The 23,331-nt window shown below is 59.4% G+C and carries 23 protein-coding genes and 3 tRNA genes; 13 read left to right on the forward strand and 13 right to left on the reverse strand.

What is annotated here, in order from left to right; translation table 11 throughout:
* Positions 1 to 373 precede the first annotated feature (373 nt).
* On the reverse strand, positions 374 to 784 hold the full coding sequence (locus BLL52_RS21585; RefSeq protein ID WP_241839239.1) for a hypothetical protein: 411 nt from the start codon (positions 782 to 784) through the stop codon (positions 374 to 376).
* Positions 785 to 799: 15 nt separating this feature from the next.
* Here BLL52_RS21585 and BLL52_RS16860 point away from each other — a divergent pair, with 15 nt between their 5' ends.
* The 8 genes from BLL52_RS16860 (at position 800) to BLL52_RS16895 (ending at position 7,950) form a co-directional block, all read left to right on the forward strand.
* Positions 800 to 2,047, forward strand: a complete 1,248-nt coding sequence (locus BLL52_RS16860) for a DUF3987 domain-containing protein (RefSeq protein WP_241839240.1) — start codon at positions 800 to 802, stop codon at positions 2,045 to 2,047.
* Entirely contained in the window at positions 2,044 to 2,379 is a 336-nt protein-coding gene (locus tag BLL52_RS16865; RefSeq protein WP_075587822.1) for a TubC N-terminal docking domain-related protein, read from the forward strand. The genes BLL52_RS16860 and BLL52_RS16865 overlap by 4 nt, the downstream gene beginning before the upstream one ends.
* Before the next feature lie 132 nt (positions 2,380 to 2,511).
* The gene (locus BLL52_RS16870) at positions 2,512 to 3,732 is read left to right on the forward strand and encodes a phage major capsid protein (protein WP_075588021.1); all 1,221 of its coding nucleotides are present in this window, start codon (positions 2,512 to 2,514) and stop codon (positions 3,730 to 3,732) included.
* Positions 3,733 to 3,735: 3 nt separating this feature from the next.
* Positions 3,736 to 4,263 carry an HK97 family phage prohead protease gene (locus BLL52_RS16875; RefSeq protein ID WP_075587823.1) on the forward strand — a complete coding sequence of 176 codons (528 nt, stop codon included), beginning with the start codon at positions 3,736 to 3,738 and terminating at the stop codon, positions 4,261 to 4,263.
* Complete coding sequence (locus tag BLL52_RS16880; RefSeq protein WP_075587824.1) at positions 4,260 to 5,456, forward strand: phage portal protein; 1,197 nt, start codon at positions 4,260 to 4,262, stop codon at positions 5,454 to 5,456. Before BLL52_RS16875 ends, BLL52_RS16880 begins: the two co-directional genes overlap by 4 nt.
* A gap of 8 nt (positions 5,457 to 5,464) precedes the next feature.
* Positions 5,465 to 5,863, forward strand: coding sequence for an HNH endonuclease signature motif containing protein (locus tag BLL52_RS21785; protein ID WP_083634054.1), 399 nt, complete (start codon positions 5,465 to 5,467; stop codon positions 5,861 to 5,863).
* Positions 5,864 to 5,948: 85 nt separating this feature from the next.
* Positions 5,949 to 6,431, forward strand: a complete 483-nt coding sequence (locus BLL52_RS16890) for a TerS protein (protein WP_075587825.1) — start codon at positions 5,949 to 5,951, stop codon at positions 6,429 to 6,431.
* Positions 6,432 to 6,450: 19 nt separating this feature from the next.
* On the forward strand, positions 6,451 to 7,950 hold the full coding sequence (locus BLL52_RS16895; RefSeq protein ID WP_075588023.1) for a terminase large subunit: 1,500 nt from the start codon (positions 6,451 to 6,453) through the stop codon (positions 7,948 to 7,950).
* 423 nt (positions 7,951 to 8,373) lie between these two features.
* Here the strand turns inward: BLL52_RS16895 and BLL52_RS16900 are convergent.
* The 9 genes from BLL52_RS16900 to folC all read right to left on the reverse strand — a co-directional run bounded on the left by BLL52_RS16900 (position 8,374) and on the right by folC (position 15,611).
* Positions 8,374 to 8,450: transfer RNA gene (locus BLL52_RS16900), tRNA-Asp, on the reverse strand.
* Positions 8,451 to 8,539: 89 nt separating this feature from the next.
* Positions 8,540 to 8,615, reverse strand: a tRNA-Glu gene (locus tag BLL52_RS16905).
* A 29-nt stretch (positions 8,616 to 8,644) separates the two neighbouring features.
* A tRNA-Ala gene (locus BLL52_RS16910) sits at positions 8,645 to 8,720 on the reverse strand.
* Between the two features lie 63 nt (positions 8,721 to 8,783).
* Positions 8,784 to 10,190, reverse strand: a complete 1,407-nt coding sequence (gltX, locus tag BLL52_RS16915; RefSeq protein ID WP_075587826.1) for a glutamate--tRNA ligase — start codon at positions 10,188 to 10,190, stop codon at positions 8,784 to 8,786.
* A 1-nt stretch (position 10,191) separates the two neighbouring features.
* Entirely contained in the window at positions 10,192 to 11,403 is a 1,212-nt protein-coding gene (locus tag BLL52_RS16920; RefSeq protein ID WP_075587827.1) for an O-succinylhomoserine sulfhydrylase, read from the reverse strand.
* A 2-nt stretch (positions 11,404 to 11,405) separates the two neighbouring features.
* Positions 11,406 to 12,905: an amidophosphoribosyltransferase gene (gene purF, locus BLL52_RS16925; protein WP_075587828.1), complete on the reverse strand. Its 1,500-nt coding sequence runs from the start codon at positions 12,903 to 12,905 to the stop codon at positions 11,406 to 11,408.
* Between the two features lie 31 nt (positions 12,906 to 12,936).
* Entirely contained in the window at positions 12,937 to 13,425 is a 489-nt protein-coding gene (locus tag BLL52_RS16930; protein WP_075587829.1) for a CvpA family protein, read from the reverse strand.
* A gap of 16 nt (positions 13,426 to 13,441) precedes the next feature.
* A complete protein-coding gene (locus BLL52_RS16935; RefSeq protein ID WP_075587830.1) occupies positions 13,442 to 14,275 on the reverse strand; it encodes an SPOR domain-containing protein in 834 nt (277 codons plus the stop codon).
* 19 nt (positions 14,276 to 14,294) lie between these two features.
* A complete protein-coding gene (gene folC / locus BLL52_RS16940) occupies positions 14,295 to 15,611 on the reverse strand; it encodes a bifunctional tetrahydrofolate synthase/dihydrofolate synthase (protein ID WP_075587831.1) in 1,317 nt (438 codons plus the stop codon).
* Positions 15,612 to 15,681: 70 nt separating this feature from the next.
* On the opposite strand from folC, the gene BLL52_RS16945 reads away from it, so the two are divergent.
* From BLL52_RS16945 to argG, 3 genes are all read left to right on the forward strand, one after another.
* Positions 15,682 to 16,056, forward strand: coding sequence for an ArsC family reductase (locus BLL52_RS16945; protein ID WP_075587832.1), 375 nt, complete (start codon positions 15,682 to 15,684; stop codon positions 16,054 to 16,056).
* 565 nt (positions 16,057 to 16,621) lie between these two features.
* Positions 16,622 to 16,939 carry a pyrimidine/purine nucleoside phosphorylase gene (gene ppnP, locus BLL52_RS16950; protein WP_075587833.1) on the forward strand — a complete coding sequence of 106 codons (318 nt, stop codon included), beginning with the start codon at positions 16,622 to 16,624 and terminating at the stop codon, positions 16,937 to 16,939.
* A gap of 47 nt (positions 16,940 to 16,986) precedes the next feature.
* Positions 16,987 to 18,330 carry an argininosuccinate synthase gene (gene argG / locus BLL52_RS16955; protein WP_075587834.1) on the forward strand — a complete coding sequence of 448 codons (1,344 nt, stop codon included), beginning with the start codon at positions 16,987 to 16,989 and terminating at the stop codon, positions 18,328 to 18,330.
* A gap of 545 nt (positions 18,331 to 18,875) precedes the next feature.
* Here the strand turns inward: argG and BLL52_RS16960 are convergent.
* Positions 18,876 to 19,925, reverse strand: coding sequence for an HD-GYP domain-containing protein (locus BLL52_RS16960; protein ID WP_075587835.1), 1,050 nt, complete (start codon positions 19,923 to 19,925; stop codon positions 18,876 to 18,878).
* Here BLL52_RS16960 and BLL52_RS16965 point away from each other — a divergent pair.
* Positions 19,924 to 20,202 (forward strand): hypothetical protein, encoded by a 279-nt coding sequence (locus BLL52_RS16965; RefSeq protein ID WP_075587836.1) that lies wholly within the window; start codon positions 19,924 to 19,926, stop codon positions 20,200 to 20,202. The genes BLL52_RS16960 and BLL52_RS16965 overlap by 2 nt on opposite strands.
* Before the next feature lie 410 nt (positions 20,203 to 20,612).
* On the opposite strand, the gene BLL52_RS16970 is transcribed toward BLL52_RS16965, so the two are convergent.
* Together BLL52_RS16970 and murB are read right to left on the reverse strand one after the other, a co-directional pair.
* Positions 20,613 to 21,611 (reverse strand): complex I NDUFA9 subunit family protein, encoded by a 999-nt coding sequence (locus BLL52_RS16970; RefSeq protein WP_075587837.1) that lies wholly within the window; start codon positions 21,609 to 21,611, stop codon positions 20,613 to 20,615.
* A gap of 119 nt (positions 21,612 to 21,730) precedes the next feature.
* The gene (gene murB / locus BLL52_RS16975) at positions 21,731 to 22,804 is read right to left on the reverse strand and encodes a UDP-N-acetylmuramate dehydrogenase (RefSeq protein ID WP_075587838.1); all 1,074 of its coding nucleotides are present in this window, start codon (positions 22,802 to 22,804) and stop codon (positions 21,731 to 21,733) included.
* Positions 22,805 to 22,837: 33 nt separating this feature from the next.
* Between murB and BLL52_RS16980 the strand changes: the two genes are divergently transcribed.
* Positions 22,838 to 23,323 (forward strand): YajQ family cyclic di-GMP-binding protein, encoded by a 486-nt coding sequence (locus tag BLL52_RS16980; RefSeq protein WP_075587839.1) that lies wholly within the window; start codon positions 22,838 to 22,840, stop codon positions 23,321 to 23,323.
* Positions 23,324 to 23,331 lie beyond the last annotated feature (8 nt).

Raw genomic sequence — 23,331 nt, forward strand, 5'->3', positions numbered from 1 at the left:
TTATCCCGACTCGAAAAGGTTCGCCAGCGTCAGCCCGGCCAATGGAGCGCACGCTGCCCGGCGCACGCTGACAAAGGCCCGTCCTTGTCGGTTCGCGAGTCACCGGACGGCGGCGTGCTGATTCACTGCTTTGCTGGGTGCACTGCTGGCGAAATTGTTGACGCTATGGGCATGGAGTTAAGCGAGCTATTTCCGCCGCGAGACAGGCCACCAGGCGCACCCAAACGCACCCCGCGCCTTCTATCGGCTGGGCAGGCACTTACCCTACTCGCGGATGAAGCTCTGCTTGTAGCGGTCGCTGCTGGAAATGTTGGATACGGTGTCAAGCTTACCGAGGTCGACACCACCAGGGTTCTGAAAGCCGCTGGAATCATCAATTTTTTACGCGACCAATCGAAAGGTCAATATGCTTAATCCCGAAACTATGGCAGAGGTCGAGCGCATGGCCGCAAAGTATCAGCCGCAGATGCGAAACGTTAGCGCATTCGACTATGAGGCGTTGGACGATGAAGTCATTGACACGCCAGACCACCACCGCAACGCACCAAAGCCAGACCAGGCCTGTCTGCATGGGTTGATCGGCGACGTGGCTCGTGCAGGGAGTCGCGATACCGAGGCTAACCCGTTTGCAATCGCTGCGAACTTCATTGTCTATATGAGCGCAGCTATCGGTCGCGGCGCATATACATACATCGGAAACACCCGGCACCATTGCCGAATCAATGCGCTGCATGTCGGCAGGACTGGCCGAGGCCGCAAGGGTGATGCCGCAAGCCTGATTCACCGCCTGGACATAGCTTTGCGTGCGCTTGACGAATACATTGCACCGCAAGTGCATTCTGGTGGCTTGTCTACCCGAGAAGGACTGGCGCTGATGATTCACGATGGATGGTCGAAAGGAAAAAACGAGGTCGAGCCGATTCACGATAAGCGGCTTTGGGTGATCGAGTCCGAGTTCGTTAACGTGCTGATGCAGTCAAAGCGCGATGGCAACACCTTATCCAGCGCACTGCGCGACTGTTGGGATGGTGTAAGCATTAGGCCAGCCACCAAAGGTCAGCCGCGGATATGGGCCAGTCACCCACACGTCAATCTGAGCGCCGCGATTACCGGCAACGAGCTGCATGCTGTGATGGCCGCACGCGAATTGACAAACGGTTTCGCAAATAGGTTCCTGATTTTCTGGGCAGAGCGCACACGAATGCTGCCATTCCCAAGGGCCACACCGCAACATGATGTCGAGGCGCTAGCGCAGCGGGTTCTGGAGGTGATTCGCTTTGCTGGTGGAGATCGTCCAGTAGAGCGAGATGCACTTCAAATCACCATGAGCACAGACGCGCAGGCAATGTTCGCCAGTCTGTACCTGGACGAGCTTAACGACCAATCATCCGGCGAAATTGTCACCGCCTTGCTTGAGCGCCGGGCACCTGTTCTGCGACGGCTGGCGATGTTGTTCGCACTGTGCGACCTCAAAACCGAAGTTGACGTTCAGCACATTGAAGCGGCGCTGGCCTGGACGCGGTACTGGGCGGAGTCGGTGAAGTTCATTTTCAGCGACGGCGCTGCTGAGGCTGCGAGCGCGGTAACGGACGATGCAGCCCGGCAAATTCTGGATTTTCTGGCGAAGGATGGAAAAGCGACACGCTGGGAAATAAGCAAAATCTGCTTCAACGGCCACAAATCCAAAAGTCTGATCGATAAGGCACTTGATGAATTGCTGACAAGTTCACCGGCTCAGATCGAGGTTCAGACGATACCCAGACCCAAAGGTTCACCAGGTACAGCAACAAAAATTTACTTACTGGCTGCGAAGTGTGCGAAGTCTGCGAAGAGTGAGCATTCACGCGGGTTACAGCCTGATTTTGATGTTTGCGAAGTCTGCGAAGTCTGCGAAGTGTCGCAAGAATCAGATTCAACACTTCGCACACTTCGCACACTTCGCGAAGTGTCAAATCAGCCGCAAACCCGCGCCAGTGTTGACACTTCGCACACTTCGCACACTTCGCAAGGGGTATCTGAAAAAACTATTGAGCGGGAGGTTTTATGACACCGGCTGAAATGTTGGCAGACCTTTTTCACGATGACATTGATGTGCGCCTAGCTGATGATGGGCTGAATGTTGTCGTGTCGGCACCAACCGGCAAGCTGACCGACCACCATCGCAGACTGGTTAGGGGCAGCAAGCCCGAGTTAATCGGGTTTCTGCTGGATGTGGAGCGCACCACCGCCTTGCTGATCGCCGCCGCCATGCGCTGCTGTGATCGCCACGGCGATGGTGCGCAAGCCAGGGACGATATGAGGCAGCAGTGCAAAGATACGCCGCCGCATCTTCGCCAGGACTTGCTAGACCACTTCAACGGTAAACCCGCCAACCACTGACCCCAAAACAGCCCGCCCACCCCGGTGGGTTTTTTTCGCTTGACAAGCAATTTCATAATGTGATAATCAAACTTCACAATGTGAAATTCGCCCGGCGACCGCATGGGCAATCAACCAAAGAAAGCCCACACCTTGAAAACTCACGAAATTCGCGAAGCCCGCGCCGCCAAAGTCTCCGAAGCCCGCGCCCTGCTGGCCAGCTCGCCCACTCTCACGCCCGAAGGCCAGGCGAAGTTCGACGCGCTGAAAACTGAAATCACCGCTCTGGAAAACCAAGAAGCCCGCGCCCAATTTGTTGACGACGCCGAGCGCCGCAGCCTGGGCCAAACGGTTGACAAGAGCCGCGATTCAATGGAGCGCCAAGTTAATGTGCTGGACGCTATCCGCTGCCAGGTGGAGCAACGCGCCGCTGTGGGTGCCCTTGCCGAATTCCAAGCCGAAGCTAAGCGCCAAGGCCTTGAAGCCCGCCAAGGCGGTGTTCTGGTGCCCTCAAGCGTATTTGAAAAGCGTGCCACCCAAAACACCACCACCAACGCCGCTGTAGCGCCAGACGAATACCGCCCCGAGCAGTTCATCGGCCTGTTGCGCAATTCGATGATCGTTCGTTCGCTGGGTGCCCGCGTGCTGAGTGGCTTGCGCGGCGATACTGTCGTGCCCAAGCAAACGGGAAGCGCATCGGCTTTCTGGATCGCTGAAGGTGCCGCCCTGACCGAATCGAGCGCCACCTATGGCAACGTGACGTTGTCACCTAAGCACGTTGGAGCGCTGTCTAGCATGAGCCGCCAACTGATCCAGCAAGCCAACCCCGCTATTGAGCAACTGACCCGCGATGACTTCGCGCAAGTTATCGGGCTTGCTGTTGACCGGGCTTTGATTCACGGCGCATCGGCCGCATTCCAGCCGGTGGGCATTCTCGCCACCGCTGGTGTTCAAACCGCCGTTCTGGGCACACCGACATGGGCCGCGCTGGTGGCCATGCTTGAAAAACTCGCCATCGCCAACGTGACGCCAAACGCTGTGCTGACCCATGCCAAGGGTGCGACCAAGCTGCAAACTGTGCTCAAAAACGCCGCCAATGGTGCTGAGTATTTGATGGCCGGTGGGCGTGTTGCCGACCTGCCCGCCTATGTGACAAATCAATTGGACGCAGTGTCCGGCGTTTTGGGCCGCGTGATCGCTGGCGACTTTAGCCAAATCCTGATCGGTGAATGGGGCGTGACCGAGATTTTGGCCAACCCCTACGCCACCGGCTTCTATGAGCGTGGCGACGTGCAAATCCGCATCCTTCACACGATGGATGCTGTGGTGAGGCAACCCGCCGCGTTTGTAATCTCTTCCGATATGGCGATCTGACCCATGAGCGCCCCGGACATTGAGCGCCGGGGTGCAGTCGCTGGTGTGACAGCCAGTGGCCGCACCTTGAGCGGGTACGCCGCGACATTCGGCACGCCCGCCGCCATTGGCGGGTTTACCGAGCGCATCGCGCCTGGTGCGTTTCGCGCATCGCTGGCCAGTGGCCGGGACGTGCTAGCCCTGCTGGATCACCGTGCTGATGCGCTGTTGGGCCGCACACGTTCGGGCTCGCTGAAGTTGTCCGAGGACGCCAAGGGCCTGCACTTTGAATTGCAGTTGCCCGACACCGCCGCCGCCCGTGACGTGACCGCGCTGGCTGAGCGTGGCGACTTGGGGGGCATGAGCTTTGGTTTCGTGGCCACCGACGAATCATGGGACGGCAACACCCGCGAGCTACGCGCCGTGGAGCTTCACGAGGTGAGCATTGTGCAATCGTGGCCCGCCTATCAGCAGACTGAAATCAATCTGCGCTCCAAGCCGTTCGAGAACGAGCCGCGCAACAACAATTATTTGTGGCTTAGCACGCTATGACCATCGCCAACCGCGTCAAATCATTCCTGGGCCTTGAAACCCGCGCAACCCTGGGCATCAACGGCTGGCCTATGCCCTTGCAAGCTGGGCAGGTAACGCCCGAATCTGCGCAAAGCGTGGCTGCTGTTTACGCGGCTGTTGCCTTGATCGCCGAAGCCATCGGCTCGCTACCGCTAAAGCTGTACCGCAAGGCAGACAACGGTGACCGCACAGTGGCAGTGCATCCGCTGGCCACCGTGCTGCACCGCACCCCCAACGGCAGCCAGAGCGCGACCGAGTTCTGGGAATACCTGGTTACGTGCATGTTGCTGCACGGCAACGCCTACGCCCGCATCACCAGGGACGCCGCTGGCCAGGTGCGCGCCCTTGACCCGCTGGCACCTGAGCGCATCACCATCATGCGAGCCGGTGACCGCATCGGCGGGTTCGAGTACAGCGCCCGAGACGGCAAACGAGAGCGCCTGCTACCTGATGACGTGTTTCACCTGAGACACCGTGCTGGCAGTGATCCGCTGATCGGCGTGTCGCCCATTCAAACGGCATTGGCTGTGATCCAGCTCGCGCAAGCTGAAGCCCACCACGGCCAAAGCGTGTGGGAAAACGGCACCCGCGCATCCGGCATTTTGTCAATGCCAGGCCTGTTGAAGCCAGAGCAACGCGCCGCCCTTGCAAACAGTTGGGCATCGCAGTACGCCGGTGGTGGCAACGCGGGGAAGGTGCCGGTCTTGGAATCTGGCGTGACGTACACGCCCGTGAGCATGTCCCTTGCTGACAGCGAGTTTGTCGCATCGCGGGCCTTTTCAGTGCAGGAAGTGGCCAGGCTGTTTAAGATCCCGCCCATCATGCTGGGCGATCTGAGCAACGCCAATTACAGCGTAAGCGAGTCAATGAATCGTTGGTTTGTGACGCACACATTGCAGCGCCACCTAAGCGCCATTGAAGGTGCGATTAGCAGGCAGTTACTCACGCCCGCCGCTGCACAGACGCTGTACCCCGAGTTCAACCTTGAAGGCTTGCTCCGAGGTGACAGCGCACACCGAGCAGCCTTCTACAGCTCCGGCATCGCGGACGGCTGGCTGTTGCGCTCCGAGGCCAGGGCACTGGAGAACCTTTCCCAGATCCCCGGCATCGACGCCGCACCGACTGGCCAGGCCACACCCAAGGCAGCCGACTACCCGAGCAAGCAAGTATGAAGCTGACCATGGTGGGGGTAAGGCGCAACGATGGCGGATACTTCATAAAGCCCGCCCGCTCCAAGGGTAACGCGTCAGGACGTGATGCAGACCCGCGCCGCACACTGAAACTAAACGGCAGCGCATGGCAAAAGCTGCGGGCCCACGTTCTCGATGGTGAGCCACTTTGTCGGCAGTGCACCAGCGAAGGACACACGACTGTTGCGACGGACGTTGATCACGCGGACGGCAACCCCGGCAACAACAGCATGACCAACCTGCAACCGCTGTGCCATCAATGCCACTCACGCAAGACGGCCAAAGACCACCGCAAGCGCGTGGCCTGTGGGTGCGACGTAAGCGGAACCCCTGCCGACCCATCGCACCCGTGGAATCGGGCTGCTGTGGGCGATTCTGGCACCGCCTGAGCCGCTCCTGACAGAAATCACCAGCAACCGCAACCCCTAGACCGACTGTATCCCCTTGTTTTTATCCTAAGTCCAAAGAGATCGTATGAAAGTGACCCCAAAGCGCAACCGTTCAAACAGTGCCGCCGCTGCTGTGGCCGCCGCTCAGTCGGCATCACTGGGGCCGTTGCAGCCGCCCGCCCATATTTCTTTGCGTCCTGGTGACCGCCCGTTCTGGGATGGCATCATGCGGGCCCGTGCCCGCAACACCTGGACCGACGCCGACCTGGCCACCGCTGCCGGGCTGGCCCGCAGTCAGGCAGACATCGAACGTTTGCAGGCCGAGGTGGATACCGAGGGCTTCACCATCCTTAGCGGCAAAGGTGCGCCCATAGTGAACCCCAAACACAAAGTTCTGGAGACCTTGACGCGCCGCGCCGTGTCCTTGTGCCGTGTGTTGCACGTCCATGCTGAGGCGACAGTGGGCCGCAGCCGTGATGTCGGCAACGCCCTGGCCAATGAGCGCCAGGCCTGCTTGCCGCTCGACGATGAAGATGACCTGATTCCGCGCCTGCGAATCGTGTCCTGAACCCTTGAAAGCCGACACCATGACCCGCGCCGCCCGCGTTATCAGCTTCATCGAAAAGCATTGCGTGACGCCTGACGGTGCCCATGTTGGCATGCCCATGGTGCTGGCAAAGTTCCAAAAGGACTTCATCCGCGCCGTGTACGACAACGCCGCCGGCACGCGCCGCGCCATCCTGAGCGTGAGCCGCAAGAACGGCAAGACCGGCCTGATCGCCGGGCTACTGCTGGCGCACCTGGTCGGTCCTGAATCCAAGCAAAACAGTCAGATTATCAGCGGGGCCATGAGCCGCGACCAAGCCGCCTTGGTGTTCAACCTGGCCGCCAAGATGGTGCAGCTTTCGCCCCGGTTGTCTGGCATCGTGCGCATCGTTCCGAGCGGAAAGCGCCTGCTAGGCCTGCCGCTCAATACCGAATACCGCGCCCTGGCCGCTGATGGCAGGACTGCGCACGGCCTGAGCCCGGTGCTGGCCATCTTGGATGAAATTGGCCAGGTGCGTGGCCCGCAGTCCGATTTTGTTGACGCCATTACCACCAGTCAGGGCGCGCATGAATCGCCACTGCTGATCGCCATATCGACGCAGGCCGCCAGTGATGCCGACCTCCTTTCGGTTTGGTTGGACGATGCCCAATTGAGCGCCGACCCGCGCATCGTGTGTCGCCTGTATGCGGCGCCTGATGGGTGTGACCTGCTAGACCTGGAGGCTTGGAAGTTAGCCAATCCGGCGCTGGGGATTTTTCGCAGCCTTGACGACTTGCGCGAGCAGATGACGCAAGCGCAACGCATGCCATCCATGGAAAACAGCGCCCGTAACCTGCTGCTGAATCAGCGGGTGAGCACAGAAAGCCCGTTCTGTTCGCCAGACGTGTGGCGGGCCTGTGGCGGGCCTGTGCACCCTTTTGATGGGCCTGTGTATGTCGGCCTGGACTTGTCGGCACGCATTGACCTGACGGCCGCTGTTGTCATTGGCCAGGTGGGCGATGTGTGGCAGGTGGTGCCGTACTTTTGGACGCCAGAGCAAGGACTGGCTGAGCGTGCCAGGCGCGACCGTGCACCCTATGACGTGTGGGCCAAACAAGGCCACCTGCGCACAACGCCAGGCGCAAGCGTCGATTACAGCTTTGTGGCCACCGCGCTGGCCGAGCTGCTGGCCGATCTGGACGTTAGAGCTGTGGCCTTCGACCGCTGGCGCATTGACGTGTTCAAACGCGAGCTGGACAACATCGGCTGCGATCTGCCCATGGTGCCGTTTGGCCAGGGTTTCAAGGATATGGCCCCGGCATTGGATGCGCTGGAGGCTGAGCTGCTGAACCGGCGCATCGCCCACGGTGGGCACCCGGTACTCACGATGTGCGCAGCCAATGCCACGGTGACCAAAGATCCCGCCGGTGGGCGCAAGTTCGAGAAAAGCCGCAGCACGGGCAGCATTGACGGTATGCAGGCGCTGGCCATGGCCCTGGGTGCCGCCACCAAAGCCGAGCAGGAACAGGCGTTCTCGCTCGATAGTTTCACATTCGTTTAAAACCCTGTCTGGGGGGTGCCCGCAAGGGCAAGGCCAGCAGCAGATTAGCCGGTTTAGTGCTGCTTTTCAAAAAAACACCGGCAGTCAGTGCGCTCTTTCATAGAGGGCGTGAACTGACAAACCGGGCAGGGTGTGCGCTGTGCCACCCTGCCCACCCCTATTTTGTGGGTTGTCGTGCACGCGTCTGCACTGAATTGGTTATGTAGGTTGAATCGGTTTGCCCCAGCCAAGCTGCGAAAAGTGTCAGATGCAGAAAACGGTTTGAACAAGCGTTTATTTCTACATTGCGACTTGGCAAGTTCTAAAAGAACGTGTTGCAGAATGCGCATTTTTGCAACGATGGCTTAGATGATGGGATAGAAAAAAACATCATCGTAGAAAATGAAAAAACCCTAAGTAAATCAATCACTTAGGGTTTTCATTTGGCGGAGCGGACGGGACTCGAACCCGCGACCCCCGGCGTGACAGGCCGGTATTCTAACCAACTGAACTACCACTCCTGGTAGCTAACGTTTACTCTTTCGAGCCAAGCCATCTGCTTTTTCAAGCAAACCGTTAGTGACTTGCGCCGCTTTATCTTGCGATAATTTGGCGACCCCACGGGGATTCGAACCCCGGTACCTACCGTGAAAGGGTAGTGTCCTAGGCCTCTAGACGATGGGGTCAAAACCTTTTGGACTAACCAGTCAACCTTTGGTGGAGGTAAGCAGGATCGAACTGCTGACCTCTTGCATGCCATGCAAGCGCTCTCCCAGCTGAGCTATACCCCCAAAACCACTTGCTTCTTTTACAAGCTGCCCGTAATTCCCAAGCCTCAAATTATAGTATGAAAATTAAGCCTGCTTCAGCCTGTGAATCACTATTTCTCTGGAAAAAAGCGCCAACATCGCGTCGACCGACGGTGTGTGGGCGGTGCCCGCCACCAAAACGCGCACTGGCATGGCCAAATGCGGCATTTTCAGGCCGCAAGAGGTCAGCACTTCCTTGATGGCCGCCGAAATACCGGCTTTGTCCCAAGTGCAACTCGCAAACTTGCCAACCAGTAGGCTCAACGCAGGTTTGATGGCGTCGGTGACATGCTGCGACAGCTCAGCTTCAGTCGGTGTCACATCGGCGTAAAACACGACTGCCCAGTCTGCCAGCGCCACGGTGGTGTCGCAGCGGTCTTTGAACAAGGCACAAATGCCGGTCAAGCGCGCGTCCGGCGTGATGCCGCGCTTTTGCAACTGCTCTTGCACCAGCGGCGCCAGCACCTCGTCAGCGCTGGCCTTGAGGTGCTGGGCGTTGACCCAACGCAGTTTGGCCTCGTCAAACTGCGCCGCACTTTTGCCCAGGTGGTCCAGGTTGAACCATTGCAAGAACTGCTCACGGCTGAAGATTTCGTCATCGCCGTGGCTCCAACCCAGGCGCGCCAGGTAGTTCACCATGGCCTCAGGCAGGTAGCCTTCTTCGCGGTACCGGGTGACTGGCTTGGCACCGTTGCGCTTGCTCATCTTTTCACCGAGCTCGTTGAGCACGGTGGGCAGGTGGGCATACACCGGGTGCTCTTTGCCCAGCGCTTTGAAAATATTGATCTGGCGCGGCGTGTTGTTGACATGGTCGTCACCGCGAATCACATGGGTGATGGCCATGTCGATGTCGTCCACCACCACACAGAAGTTGTAGGTGGGTGTGCCGTCTGGGCGGGCAATCACCAGGTCGTCGAGTTCGTCGTTGCTGATTTCGATGCGCCCCTTGACCTTGTCGTCCCACACCACCGAGCCACTCTGGGGGTTTTTGAAACGCAGCACCGGCTGCACCCCATCGGGAATCGGCAGCAAGACCTTGCCTTCAGCGGGTCGCCAGGTGCCGTCGTAACGTGGCTTCTCTTTGGCTGCCGTCTGGCGGTCGCGCAGCAAGTCAAGCTCTACCAGGCTCATGTAGCACGGGTAAACATGGCCTGCGGCCACCAGGTCGGCCAGCACTTCCTTGTAGCGGTCCATGCGCTGCATTTGGTAGAACGGACCCTCGTCATGGTCCAGACCCATCCATTTCATGCCCTCAATGATCACGTCAACTGCCGCCTGGCTGGAGCGCTCCAGGTCGGTGTCTTCAATGCGCAAAATGAAATCGCCACCGGTAGAGCGTGCGAACGCCCACGGATACAGCGCTGAGCGGATATTGCCCAGGTGGATAAAGCCGGTGGGCGACGGTGCGAAGCGGGTGCGGGTGTGTTGAGAAGGTGTCACAGGTGCATTCATATCAAAAAGAGGTCAGGCCGCGTTCCAGATCGGCCTGTATATCGAACAGGTGTTCCAGGCCCACCGCCACGCGAATCAGCCCCTGACTCACGCCAGCGAGTGAGCGTTGCGCAGGCGTCAGACGACCATGCGAGGTGCTGGCCGGATGCGCCAGCAGGGTTTTGGTGTCGCCCAGGTTGGTGCACCGCGACAGGGTTTGCAAGCTGTCCAGCAGGTGGAAAGCGCGCTGGCGGGCCAACTCGTCACCCGTGGCTTTCACCTCGAACGACAGCACCGCACCGCCACAGTTGGACTGCTGCGCCATGGCCAGCAGGTGCTGCGGATGGCTCGGCAAGCCAGGGTAATGCACAGCTGCCACTGCGGGATGCGCCTGCAGCCATTGCGCCAGTGTCAAGGCACGGGCAGATTGCGCCTGCATGCGGATGTCCAGCGTTTCCAGCCCCTTGAGTACCACCCAGGCATTGAAAGGCGCCAGTGTCATACCGGCGCTTTTGAGCACCGGCAAAAAGGATTCAGTGACCAGTTTCTCACTGGCACACAAGGCACCGGCCATCACCCGGCCCTGCCCGTCCAGGTACTTTGTGCCGGAATGCGTGACGATGTCGGCACCCAGCGCCATGGGGCGCTGCAGCGCTGGCGTGGCAAAACAGTTGTCCACCGCCAGCAACGCACCGGCGTTGTGGGCGATGTCTGCCAGCGCTCGGATGTCGCACACCTCGGTCAGCGGGTTGGTGGGGGTTTCGGCAAACAGCAGTTTGGTGGCGGGCTCGATGGCGGCCTGCCAGGCGGCGGCATCGGTTTGCGGCACAAAAGTAGAACGCACGCCAAACTTGGCCAGATCCGTACCAATGAGCTTGATGGTGGAGCCGAACATCGAGTGTGAACAGATCACATGGTCGCCGCTTTTCAGCAGGCCCATGCACATCATCAGGATGGCGGACATGCCCGACGCGGTGGAGATACAAGCCGGTGCGCCTTCCATGGCCGCCAGGCGCTGCTCGAAACTGGCCACAGTGGGGTTGCCGTAGCGCCCGTAAGTGAAGCCTTCTTCGTCACCGGCAAAGCGGCGCGCGCTGGCCTCGGCGCTGGGCTGCACATAACCACTGGTGAGGAAGAGCGCCTCAGAATGTTCGCCATATTGGCTGCGTTCGCTGGCAACGCGCACCGCCCGCGTTTGGGCGTGCAGGTGATCGGGGAGCTTCTGCGTGGACATGTTCAGTCCTCGTGGTTGGGCAGCGCCAGGCGTGAGTTGTCGTCCTGGTTTTCTTCGATACCGACACGGTGCGTGTTCATGCGCTCGATGTCGGCAGCGGTGATATCGCCGGTGACATAAATGCCATCAAAACACGAGGCATCAAAACCCTTGACCGCTGGATTGAGCGAACCCACAGCCTTTTTCATGGCCTCAACATCCTGATAAATCAGCGCGTCGCAGCCGATGATCTCGCGAATTTCGTCCACCGTGCGGTTGTGCGCCACCAGCTCTTGCGAGGTGGGCATATCGATGCCATACACATTGGGGTACCGCACCGGCGGCGCAGCGCTGGCCATGTAGACCTTGCGGGCACCGGCGTCGCGCGCCATCTGCACAATTTCTTTGGAGGTGGTGCCACGCACAATGGAATCGTCCACCAGCAGCACATTGCGGCCCTTGAACTCGCTGGCGATCACGTTGAGCTTCTGGCGCACCGATTTTTTGCGCACCGATTGCCCCGGCATGATGAAAGTGCGACCCACATAACGGTTCTTCACAAACCCTTCGCGGTAAGGCAAACCCAGCAGTTGTGCCAGCTGAGCGGCGCTGGGTCGGCTGGATTCGGGAATGGGGATGACCACGTCAATCTCGTTGGGCGGCACGGTGGAAATCACCCGCTTGGCCAGGGTTTCGCCAAGGTTCAGGCGCGCCTGGTAAACCGAGATACCGTCCAGCACCGAATCTGGCCGGGCTAGGTAGACAAATTCAAAAATACACGGGTTCAGCACCGGCGCGTCAGCACATTGCTGGGCGTGCATCTGACCTTGCATATCAATAAACACCGCTTCACCGGGCGCAATGTTGCGCTCGAACTTGTGCGACGTGCCTTCCAGCGCCACCGATTCACTGGCCATCATCCAGGTGTCGTCGGTGCGGCCCAGGCACAGCGGACGAATGCCAAACGGGTCACGAAACGCCAGCACACCATGCCCGGCAATCATGGCAATCACCGCGTAAGACCCCTTGATGCGCCGGTGCACTTTGCGCACCGCTTCAAACACATCGCCCGGCGTGAGCGGCATGCCGCGTGTCGTGGCTTCAATCTCGTGCGCCAGCACGTTGAGCAGCACTTCGGAGTCGCTCTCGGTGTTGATGTGGCGGTGGTCGGCGTTGAACAGCTCGGCCTTAAGCACCTGTGCGTTGGTCAGGTTGCCGTTGTGCACCAGCACGATGCCAAACGGTGCGTTCACATAAAACGGCTGGGCTTCTTCTTCGCTGAACGCATTGCCTGCCGTGGGGTAGCGCACCTGGCCCAGACCGCAGTTGCCGGGCAGCGAGCGCATGTTGCGGGTGCGAAACACGTCGCGCACCATGCCTTTGGCCTTGTGCATGAAAAACTTGCGTTCTTGCTGGGTGACGATCCCGGCTGCATCCTGACCTCGGTGTTGCAACAGCAGCAACGCGTCATAAATCAGCTGGTTAACAGGTGCATTGCTGACAACGCCGACGATTCCACACATTTTTTATGTTTCCTGGTTATTCAACGACGCCTCAAGCGGGCAAAAACTTGTCCAGATCACGCGGCAGGGATGGTTTGAGCCCTTTGAGGGTGCCCGCCGCCAGCCTGGCACCCACCGACTCTTGCCAGGACACGCTGTCTTTCATCGGTGTCAGATGCACCACCACGGTGGCCAGCAACAACAGCAGCACCCCGCGCGTGGCACCAAAAATAGCGCCCAAAGTGCGGTCAACCGGGCTCAAGCCGACCGCCGCGGTAAGCTTTTTGATCACCACCGCCAGCAGACCACCCACCACCAGCACCAGCACAAACACCAGCAGAAAACCTGCGCCGTAGCGCATGGCAGAACTGGCACCGCTCATGGGCAGCATCTGAGCGGCATCCAGGGCGAACAGCCGGGCCAGCACAAACGCCACCACCCAGTTGACCAGCGACAACACCTCGTAGACCAAGCCGCGCCAGGCACCCAGCGCCATCGACAGCACCAGCACTACCGCAAAAATCCAGTCAAGCGCGGACATGGTCAAGCAGCTGCCCCTACAGCGTGAGCACGGCGGCAGGAAGGCTCAACTTCTTGACCTTTTCGGCCGCTTTTTCGGCCTCGGCCCGTGTCGCAAAGGGCCCCAGCCGCACGCGAATGCGCTGTCCGTCTTTGGTTTGCGCGGTTTGTGCGTAGGTCTTCAGCCCGGCGCGCTCCAGCTTCATGCGCACCTCATGGGCGCGGGCGTTCTCGGCAAAGGCACCGACCTGGACCACAAAACGTCCCTCAGTCGCTGGCGGCTTGGTGGCGACTGGATTGGCGTCGGCTGCCTCTGCCTTGACGGTTTGGGTTGCTTTGGCGGCTTTGGCATCAGCCTCTTTGCCGTCCAGCAGGGCCTGCGCCCGATTGGTCTCTGGCTTGGTCGGCTCGGGTTTGCTGACGGCAGGCGCTTCCTTCTCTATTATATTGGTAGCTGCCTGCGCTTTATCCGTAAGGGCTAGGGGTGGTTTTGATGCATTATTGTTATCTGCACTGGCAGCAGCAGTCTCATTGGTCTTCTCTGGCGAAACCGGTGTCGCAGGCTTGGCTACAGCCTCGGCTGCTACCTCAGGCGCTGTCGCAGTGGCCACCGGAGGTGCCACTGCCGGTGTGGCAGGAATCACCAGCGCAGGCACCTTGTTTCTGTCGGGGATAGAGATCGGCGTGTCGACTGCCATTGGCCGGGGCTGCTTGTCAAACAGCATGGGCAGGCCAACGACCCCAATCAGCACCAGCAGCGTGGCACCCGCCAGCCGGTATTTGGCGCGCTGGCGAATGGCTTCGATGCTTTGCGGTTGCGCCGGCGCCCTGGGAGATTCATCAGTGCCCTTGCGAAACTTGAAAAAAGCCATGCTGGTGTGTGGTGGTGAATCAGGAGGTGGGGAGGTGTTTGGCCGCTAGCCGGGGCGTGCCGTCTTTCAAGACGCCGCCGACGGTAAAAAACGACCCGAAGACGACGATTCTATCAGCGGGGTCTGCGCCAGCGAGGGCCGCCTGCAGGGCGGATTCGGGGTCGGCGTGCAGCGTGGCAGTGACATTTGTGCGCTTGTTTTGCGCCTGCCATTGCGCCAACAATGCGGCGCCCGAGAACGCACGGGGCGTGGGCAAATCAGTGAAATACCACTTGTCAATGATGGGGCCGATGCGCGCCAGCATGGCGTCCAAATCTTTGTCGGCCATGGCGCCAAACACCGCGTGGGTGGTCGGGAAAAAACCCATTGCGTCCAGATTGGCGGTGAGCGCGGCCACCGCATGCGGGTTGTGCGCCACGTCCAGCACCAGGGTCGGCTGGCCCGGCACGATCTGAAAACGCCCGGGCAGTTCTGCCGACAGCAACCCGCAGCGCACCGCCTGCGCGGTCACTGGCAGCTGCTCGCGCAGCGCCACCAGCGCCGCCAGCACGCCTGCGGCATTCACCAGCTGATTGGCACCGCGCAGCGACGGGTACGCCATGCCCGCATAACGCCTGCCCCGCCCGGCCCAGGCCCACTGCTGCTTGTCGCCAGACACATTGAAGTCCAGCCCGACGCGCCACACATCCGCACCCACCTCCAGCGCCCGGTCCAGCACGCTTTGCGGCGGCACCGGGTCACTGATGATCGCCGGCTTGCCAGTGCGCATGATGCCGGCCTTCTCGTAACCAATGGCTTCCCGGTCGCTGCCCAGCAAAGCCATGTGGTCCAGGTCGACGCTGGTGATGATGGCGCAGTCTGGCTCAATGATGTTCACCGCATCCAGGCGTCCGCCCAGGCCTACCTCCAGAACCACGACATCCAGCGTGTGGTGGCGCATCACGTCCAGAATCGCCAGCGTGGAAAACTCGAAATAGGTGAGCGAAATAAGCTCATCATTTTGGCATCTGGCCCTTTCCACGCTTGCGAAAGATGCCATCAATTCAGTAGCATCTACTGACGCACCATTGAGCCGCAGTCGCTCTTCAAAGTCCACCAGATGCGGCGAGGTGTAGACGCCAGTGCGGTAGCCTGCCTGCAGAAAAATGGCTTCGAGCATGGCGCAAGTAGAGCCTTTGCCGTTGGTGCCGGCCACGGTGATCACCGGGCATTTCATGCTGATGGCCATGCGCTGCGCCACGGTGCGCACCCGCTCCAGGGTCATATCGATGGCGGTGGGGTGGAGTTGCTCGCAGTAGACCAGCCACTCGTTGAGGGTTTGGAAAGAATGTGTCATAGCGGCCCGAATTGTCGCGCAGGTGGGCGCATCTGGCAGGGTTAACCCGGTTAATGGCATCATTGTCGGCATGAAAAATCCCGAAAAAACCACCTCCCACGTCACCGTTTTCGGTATTCCCAACTGCGACACGGTGAAAAAGGCCCGCACCTGGCTGGCTGGGCAGGCGCTGGAGGTGGCGTTTCATGACTTCAAAAAGCAAGGGGTGCCAGTTGACTTGCTGCCCGGCTGGCTGGCGGCTGTGGGCTGGGAGGCACTGGTGAACCACAAGGGCACGACTTGGCGCAAGCTCGATGAAGCCACACGGCTGGCGGTTGTCGACGATGCATCGGCCACGGCGCTGATGCTGGCCAACCCCAGCGTGATCAAGCGGCCGGTGGTGGTGTGGGGCGATGGCTCGGTGAGCGTGGGGTTTTCTGCTGAGGCGTTTGCTGGGCGGGTTTGAGGCCCGCTAGTGAGTGTCCCGAGGATGCTATTCATCTTGAAGACAGCCAGATATCGCGTTAACCCCGGCGCAGCGCTTCAGGTCTAACCCGGCACGGCGACTGGGTGATGCGCATGCGGTTTCGGGGTGAAATCACACGCGAAACGGAGTGATCAAAACGCATGCGACTGTGGGCGCGCGCCTTTCACCCCGAAGCCCGGTCGCATCTCCCAATCACCGTGCCTAGCTGCTTTTGGGTCAGAATTTCTGCTGTTAACGACTCACATCCATTCTTGCCATATCCGATGCAGGCAACTTTTGACAGTCCTCCGCCGGCGTACCAAAACGCTTGCAGAATCAGTCGGGTGATGCGCTTTGCGTAGGTTAAGGAGGAGACCGCGCAGCGGGCGGGGGACACGTAGCAAAGCGCATCGCCCGGCTGATTCACCAACCACGGAGACATCACCCTCTGACCCAAAAAGACGCATCCGAGGTCAACATCGGTTTGAACCACACCCGCCTGAATCTACCCTGCGACAAGCTCCCCTAAAATCCAACGCTTTCACCGCCTGGAACCAGACCCACCATGACCACCACCGAAATCAGCGGCGTGACCGTCGCCACCCAAGCCAGCGTTTACTTTGACGGCAAATGCATCAGCCACGGCATCACCTTCGCTGACGGCACAAAAAAATCGGTTGGCGTGGTGCTACCCGCCAGCCTGACCTTCAACACCGGCGCACCCGAAATCATGGAGTGTGTGGCTGGGGGTTGCGAGTACAAACTCAAAGGCACTGACGTCTGGCTCACCTCTGCACCGGGCGACAAGTTCAGCATTCCAGGCAATTCCAGCTTCGATATTCGTGTGACAGAGGCGTACCACTACATCTGCCATTTCGGTTAATTTGATAGCTACTCACGCATATTCCATAAGGGCTAGAGGCCAATTTAATGTCCAACACTATTCTGCAAAACATTCCCGTTGACCAAAAGGTCGGCATCGCTTTTTCGGGCGGCCTGGACACCAGCGCCGCGCTGCACTGGATGAAGCTCAAGGGCGCCCTGCCCTACGCTTACACCGCCAATCTGGGCCAGCCTGACGAGTCGGACTACGACGAAATCCCGCGCAAAGCGATGGAATACGGTGCCGAAAAAGCTCGCCTGATCGACTGCCGCCAGCAACTCGCTGCCGAAGGCCTGGCCGCGCTGCAAAGCGGCGCGTTTCACATCAGCACCGCTGGCGTGACCTACTTCAACACCACCCCGATTGGCCGCGCCGTGACCGGCACCATGCTGGTGGCCGCCATGAAAGAGGACGACGTCAACATCTGGGGCGACGGCAGCACCTTCAAGGGCAACGACATTGAGCGCTTTTACCGCTACGGCCTGCTGACCAACCCGACGCTGAAAATCTACAAACCCTGGCTGGACCAAGCTTTCATCGACGAACTCGGTGGCCGCGCCGAGATGAGCGCCTACATGACTGCGCACGGTTTTGGCTACAAGATGAGCGCCGAGAAAGCGTATTCGACCGACTCCAACATGCTGGGCGCCACCCACGAAGCCAAAGATCTGGAATACCTGAATGTCGGCATCAAAATCGTCAACCCGATCATGGGTGTGCCTTTCTGGCGCGACGACTGCGTGGTGAAGGCCGAAGAGGTCAGCGTGCGCTTTGAAGAAGGCCGCCCGGTGGCGTTGAACGGCGTGGAATACCCGGATTTGGTGGAACTGTTCCTGCAAGCCAACCGCATTGGTGGGCGCCACGGCTTGGGCATGAGCGACCAGATTGAAAACCGCATCATTGAAGCCAAGAGCCGCGGCATCTATGAAGCCCCCGGCCTGGCGCTGCTGTTCATCGCCTACGAGCGGCTGGTCACCGGCATCCACAACGAAGACACCATTGAGCAGTACCGCGAGAGCGGGCGCAAGCTCGGCCGCCTGCTGTACCAGGGCCGCTGGTTCGATTCACAAGCCATCATGCTGCGCGAAACCGCTCAACGCTGGGTGGCGCGCGCCATCACTGGCACCGTCACGCTGGAACTGCGCCGGGGCAACGACTACTCCCTGCTCAACACCGAAAGCCCCAACCTGACCTATGCGCCCGAACGCCTGAGCATGGAAAAGGTGGAAGACGCGCCTTTCAGCCCGCTGGACCGCATTGGCCAACTGACCATGCGCAATCTGGACATCGTCGATACCCGCGCCAAGCTGGGCATTTACGCCAAAGCTGGCCTGCTGTCGCTGGGCGCTGATGGCGACTTTCTGCGACTGGGCGGGGATGGCAAGAAGTGATTGGGACTGCTGCAGATGCAAAGGGCGTGGGTTAATCTCTGGCCTTTCCCTTCAAGCAGACCTGCCTTAGCCCTACGCTTAGTCAAACTTCAGACCACACAAACATGCCGCGCTGGCTGCTCAAACTTAAAGGTCAACCCGCGGATCTCGAAGAGTTCCCGCACTGGTTCCCAGTCGGCGATCCGTACGCACTCACTGAAGACGAGACGACATACTAATGTCGGCCTGGCTCCAAGGCCTGAGCGCGAATTAAGCAGGTCTGTCCTGCTGCTCAACTTATATTTGGACCAACTCGATAGCAAGGTCGGCGGTGTATCCATTAGTGCCGCCAATCAAGATCTCACCGAAGCACTTTGCCCATAGGGTGGTTTGCGTGATGGCCCATTGTGCTGGGGACATAGAAGCGCAAATTCTGCGACCTGCCGCCGCCGCCAACCGGCGCTTTCGACCAAGTACAGTCATTTGGTCTGTTGCCGAAGTGCAGACTTTGGCGCGTGAAATCATTTGGAGCCACAACCACTCGGCCAACCCCAATGCCAGGCGGACTATGGCGTTCGATTCGGCTTAGGGATGCCTTCGTGTTTGTCCGACTCTTGCAGGATGGCAAACAAAGCGTCAACGACCGCACCGTCGTACCACCTGTCTCGACCACGCTCAAGTTCGGCAATGGCCTCTTTCTGGCCTTTCGCTGCCCGGTAGGGGCGATGCGACGAAATCGCGTCGAATACGTCGGCCACAGCAATGATTCTGGCTTCCAGGGAAATTTCGGCCCCCTTCAAATGTCGGGGATACCCGGACCCGTCCAAGCGTTCATGATGCTGGTACACCATTTCAGCGATTGGCCATGGAAAGTCGATTCCTCGCAAAATATCGTAGCCGGTTTCGCAGTGGTACTTGATGAGCTCAAGTTCTGGCGCGAGCAAATGCCCCGGGCGGGACAAAATCTCAGCCGGTACCGACATCTTGCCGATGTCATGGATACTCGCCCCGAGCCGCAGGCCGTTCAGCCGCTCAGCACCCAAGCCTAGGCGCTGCCCGATGGCGACACACAGCGCGGATACCTTCAGTTGATGTCCGGCGGTGTAGGGGTCTCGCTTTTCGATGAACATTGCAATCGCGGCGATAGTGTCGCTAAATGCGCGGCTAAGCTGCAAACTCTCCTCCAAAACTTTGGCTTCGGAGAGCTTCAGTGCAGAGATATCTTCATGCGCGACTACCGCACGAAGCAGCCCCGCCCCAGGAAATGGCGTAATCGTCAGCAAGTACCAGCGCTTGTCTGTCGGTGAGTTACAAGGGTATTCAATCTGAAATTTATCCACAGCGTTGCTGAGCACATTTCGCAAGCCGCCTGCAACCAGCCCGGCAAATGACAGGTCTTGAGCCCCCTTTTCACTGCGGTTGTCATTGGGCTTAATGCCCACTAATGGCGCCAGATAGTTGGACCCCAACCCATAGTTCCTTAGGTGGCTGTTGTTAGCGTCAGCAAATTGCATCCACGCTTGATTGACGCCGCGTATAACGCCATCCCCGTCGAGCAACGCGATATTCGCCGACAGCGCGTCAATGATGGGTTGAAAGCTCAGGACGGGTGCCATGCCTGAATGGGGCAAAGGTGCCGCTAAGGAAAGCTTGACAATTTCTTCACTACGCACATCAGATGAAAGCGGATATCGGTGGATGGCGGACCGCATGCTGGAACTTGCGGCAGAACAGTCCGGTTTTCCTGGCGTCGAAAGTGTTCGAGAAGTTGATGGGTTCGGCATGGCTGTTTCTAACTCGGAAAGTGATGAAACCATTGCGTCTTGGCAATCCCAGGCTAAGAATCAAGTTGCCCAAGAAGCGTGCAAGGCACTTTGGAAGGAGCACTATTAGCTGCGGATTTCTCGCGTAGAGCATGCCTATGCTAAACGAGCTTTGGTCAAGCATGTTGACGCCGACACCAAATGAACGAATGCTGCCGGAATTTAGGTGAGCAGTTCCAAATACTGGTTCATCAATCGCGACAATCCGTTGCGTGAAATTGCACTGCTCAACCCAAAGTCAGCACATTACCTGCATTCTGGTCAGTCCAGAGCAGGCGCGCGCACCTAGCGACCTTAAGCTGTTTTTCCACACACTCCAGGGTTGAGCGTCTACTGATACCGCCTGGCCCTTGGCGGCGGTCTTCAAGACGGTTGCGGGAATTGATACCGGTAGTCGCATGGGCCCAAAGCAGACGCATACCTATGTCTGCGTGGAAGCCACCACAGGTGGCAGTCACCTGGAGGCTGGCTTCTTTGACTTCAATGCGACCGGCTGCGCACGCCCATCAAGCCGCTACGGATGTTGCGACCGTTCAGGTATTCCTGCGCAATCGGCTGCAAGCTTGAGGCGGTGATGCCCAGTGACGCCAGACCAGGCTGCTGGCCGGTGGAGACGTTATCCAACTTCATCGAATCCAGGTTGTCATCACTCATCACCGGCTCACCGGGGGCCAAGCTCATCACTTTGGCTTGAAGACGCCCGGCCCATTCAGGCAGTGCAAAAACCGGCCGCCCAAAGCCGCCGCCAATGCCTGCCAGCTTGGCAGACAGTTGCACCAGTTCCTTCAAGGTAAACACTTCCGGCCCCACCGCTTCGATGATGCGCGGTGACGCCGCTTTGCTAGCTCCGGCTAGGCAGTTCACCACCGCCTGGGCCACGTCTTGCACCCACACCGGCTGAAACCGGGCGGTGGCACCGGCCAGCGGCATCACCGGGAAGATGCGCTGTAGCTTGGCAAACACGTTGATGAACTTGTCTTTTGCGCCAAAGATGACGCTCGGGCGCAGAATACTTAGATCAAAGCCTTCACGGCCAGCGGCTGCGCCAGCAGAGGCAGCCTGCGTCAGCACCGCTTCGCCCTCGCTCTTGGAACGCAGGTACATCGACGGCAACTTGTCTGGCTGCACCGCATCTGCGCCGAGCGCGCTGATATGCACCATTTGCTGCACGCCTCCAGCCAGACAGGCTCTGGCGATTTTGCGGGGCAATTCAACATGGGTGCGGTCAAACGATTCCTGGGTGCCGTGCAGGATGGCTACCAGGTTGACCAGAGCATCGCGGCCCGCCACCGCGCGGGTCAACGCCGCTTCGTCGTGGACATCGAGCTCCAGTACCGTCAGGTTCGGAAGATGCATGATGTCGTTGGCGTTGGCGCGGCGGCGGGACGGTACCGTGACGTCCCAGCCATCGCTCACAAGCTTTTCACACACATGGGCACCTACAAAGCCGGTACCGCCGAGCACAATGATTTTTTTCATAGGGCGGATCATGCTTCAAAAATGCCGCCGAGTCTGTCCGCTTGGTCACAAATCCCGAAGCGCCCTCGGGACAAAGCGGCTAAAAGTGGTCAAACGCGTCGCCGCATCGCGCGCGCGGGCTACACCACCACCGGCTCGGGCTCCAGCAAGATGCCAAAGCGCTCGTAAACACTGGTCTGGATGGCTTTGGCCAGGGTCATCACCTCGCCGCCGGTGGCGCCATCCGGCCCGTCCACCGAGCCGCGATTTACCAGCACCAGCGCCTGCTTTTCATAGACGCCCGCCATACCCACCGACTTGCCACGCCAGCCGCAGGCATCAATCAGCCAGCCAGCGGCCAGCTTGAAGCTGCCGTCGGGCAGCGGGTAATACACCACTTTGGGGTCGCGACCGATGATGTCGGTGCACTGCTCGGGCGACACCGTCGGGTTTTTGAAGAAGCTGCCGGCATTGCCGATCACCGCCGGATCAGGCAGCTTGGCATGGCGAACCTCGCACACCCAGTCAAACAACTGTTGTGCGGTGGGCTGATCTGTGCAGTGCTCAGCCATCTTTTTGTCGATGTCGGCGTAGCCCAGCACCGGCTTCCAGGGCTTGGGCAGGGCAAAGCGCACGCGCAAGATCAGTGCCCGGTCTTTAAGCCCAATTGGGCTGTAGCCCCCGTCTTGCTTGCCTGAGCTGCTATGTTTAAAGACAGAGTCACGGTAACCAAAGGCGCATTGGCCGGCGTTCAGAGTGAAGGTTTCGCCAGTTTGCAGGTCAATGGCGTCCAGCGACTCAAAGCGGTCTTGCAGCTCCACACCGTAGGCGCCAATGTTTTGCACCGGTGCAGCCCCCACGGTGCCCGGAATCAGCGCCATGTTTTCCAGGCCCGGCAAGCCCTGCGCCAGCGTCCAGGCGACAAACGCGTGCCAGTCTTCACCGGCGCCAGCTTCCACAATGACCGCTTTGGCGGTTTCACCAACCACCTGGCGGCCCAAAACTTCGACCTTGAGCACCAGCGGCTTCACGTCGCCGGTGAGCACAATGTTGCTGCCGCCGCCCAGCACAAACTTGGGCTCGCTGGCCCAGGCGGGGTCAGCCAGCAGCGATTTGACGTCAGCCTCGCTGGTGATGTGCGCCAAAGCTTGCGCCCGCGCCACGATGTGAAAGCTGTTGAGGCCCTGAAGAGGCACGTTTTTCTGAACTAACATGGCGGAATTGTCGAACATTTAGTGAGAACCCTTATGCCCTCTTTTGACACCGTTTGCGAAGCCAGCATGGTTGACGTGAAGCACGCCGTAGAAAACACCGCCAAGGAAATTGGCACGCGCTTTGACTTCAAAGGCACGCCCGCCAGCGTGGAACTCAAAGACAAGGAAATCACCCTGATTGGTGATGCCGATTTTCAGCTCACCCAGATCGAAGACATCCTGCGCAACAAGCTCACCAAGCGCAATGTGGATGTGCGTTTTCTGGACAAGGGCGATGTGCAGAAAATCGGCGGTGACAAGGTCAAACAGATCATCAAGGTGCGCGACGGTATTGAGACCGAGTTGGGCAAAAAAATCCAGCGCTTTATCAAAGACAGCAAGATCAAGGTGCAGGCCGCCATTCAGGACGGCAAACTGCGCGTCACCGGCAAAGACCGTGACGACCTGCAAGCCGCGCAGGCGCTGATCAAAAAAGAAGTGCCCGACATGCCGCTGGGCTTTGACAACTACCGCGACTGATGGCCTGC

Source organism: Rhodoferax antarcticus ANT.BR, assembly GCF_001938565.1.
In the GTDB taxonomy this organism is placed as follows: Bacteria; Pseudomonadota; Gammaproteobacteria; order Burkholderiales; family Burkholderiaceae_C; genus Rhodoferax; species Rhodoferax antarcticus.

Bases quoted from the DNA above. Each gene is read 5' to 3' on its own strand.
- purF (WP_075587828.1), bottom strand. From the start codon at position 12,905: ATGTGTGGAATCGTCGGCGTTGTCAGCAATGCACCTGTTAACCAGCTG.
- BLL52_RS16935 (WP_075587830.1), bottom strand. From the start codon at position 14,275: ATGGCTTTTTTCAAGTTTCGCAAGGGCACTGATGAATCTCCCAGGGCG.
- BLL52_RS16880 (WP_075587824.1), top strand. From the start codon at position 4,260: ATGACCATCGCCAACCGCGTCAAATCATTCCTGGGCCTTGAAACCCGC.
- folC (WP_075587831.1), bottom strand. From the start codon at position 15,611: ATGACACATTCTTTCCAAACCCTCAACGAGTGGCTGGTCTACTGCGAG.
- BLL52_RS16930 (WP_075587829.1), bottom strand. From the start codon at position 13,425: ATGTCCGCGCTTGACTGGATTTTTGCGGTAGTGCTGGTGCTGTCGATG.
- BLL52_RS16895 (WP_075588023.1), top strand. From the start codon at position 6,451: ATGACCCGCGCCGCCCGCGTTATCAGCTTCATCGAAAAGCATTGCGTG.
- BLL52_RS16980 (WP_075587839.1), top strand. From the start codon at position 22,838: ATGCCCTCTTTTGACACCGTTTGCGAAGCCAGCATGGTTGACGTGAAG.
- BLL52_RS21785 (WP_083634054.1), top strand. From the start codon at position 5,465: ATGGTGGGGGTAAGGCGCAACGATGGCGGATACTTCATAAAGCCCGCC.
- BLL52_RS16960 (WP_075587835.1), bottom strand. From the start codon at position 19,925: ATGGCACCCGTCCTGAGCTTTCAACCCATCATTGACGCGCTGTCGGCG.
- argG (WP_075587834.1), top strand. From the start codon at position 16,987: ATGTCCAACACTATTCTGCAAAACATTCCCGTTGACCAAAAGGTCGGC.
- BLL52_RS16965 (WP_075587836.1), top strand. From the start codon at position 19,924: ATGCCTGAATGGGGCAAAGGTGCCGCTAAGGAAAGCTTGACAATTTCT.
- murB (WP_075587838.1), bottom strand. From the start codon at position 22,804: ATGTTAGTTCAGAAAAACGTGCCTCTTCAGGGCCTCAACAGCTTTCAC.
- BLL52_RS16890 (WP_075587825.1), top strand. From the start codon at position 5,949: ATGAAAGTGACCCCAAAGCGCAACCGTTCAAACAGTGCCGCCGCTGCT.
- BLL52_RS16945 (WP_075587832.1), top strand. From the start codon at position 15,682: ATGAAAAATCCCGAAAAAACCACCTCCCACGTCACCGTTTTCGGTATT.
- gltX (WP_075587826.1), bottom strand. From the start codon at position 10,190: ATGAATGCACCTGTGACACCTTCTCAACACACCCGCACCCGCTTCGCA.
- BLL52_RS16920 (WP_075587827.1), bottom strand. From the start codon at position 11,403: ATGTCCACGCAGAAGCTCCCCGATCACCTGCACGCCCAAACGCGGGCG.
- BLL52_RS16865 (WP_075587822.1), top strand. From the start codon at position 2,044: ATGACACCGGCTGAAATGTTGGCAGACCTTTTTCACGATGACATTGAT.
- BLL52_RS16875 (WP_075587823.1), top strand. From the start codon at position 3,736: ATGAGCGCCCCGGACATTGAGCGCCGGGGTGCAGTCGCTGGTGTGACA.
- BLL52_RS16970 (WP_075587837.1), bottom strand. From the start codon at position 21,611: ATGAAAAAAATCATTGTGCTCGGCGGTACCGGCTTTGTAGGTGCCCAT.
- ppnP (WP_075587833.1), top strand. From the start codon at position 16,622: ATGACCACCACCGAAATCAGCGGCGTGACCGTCGCCACCCAAGCCAGC.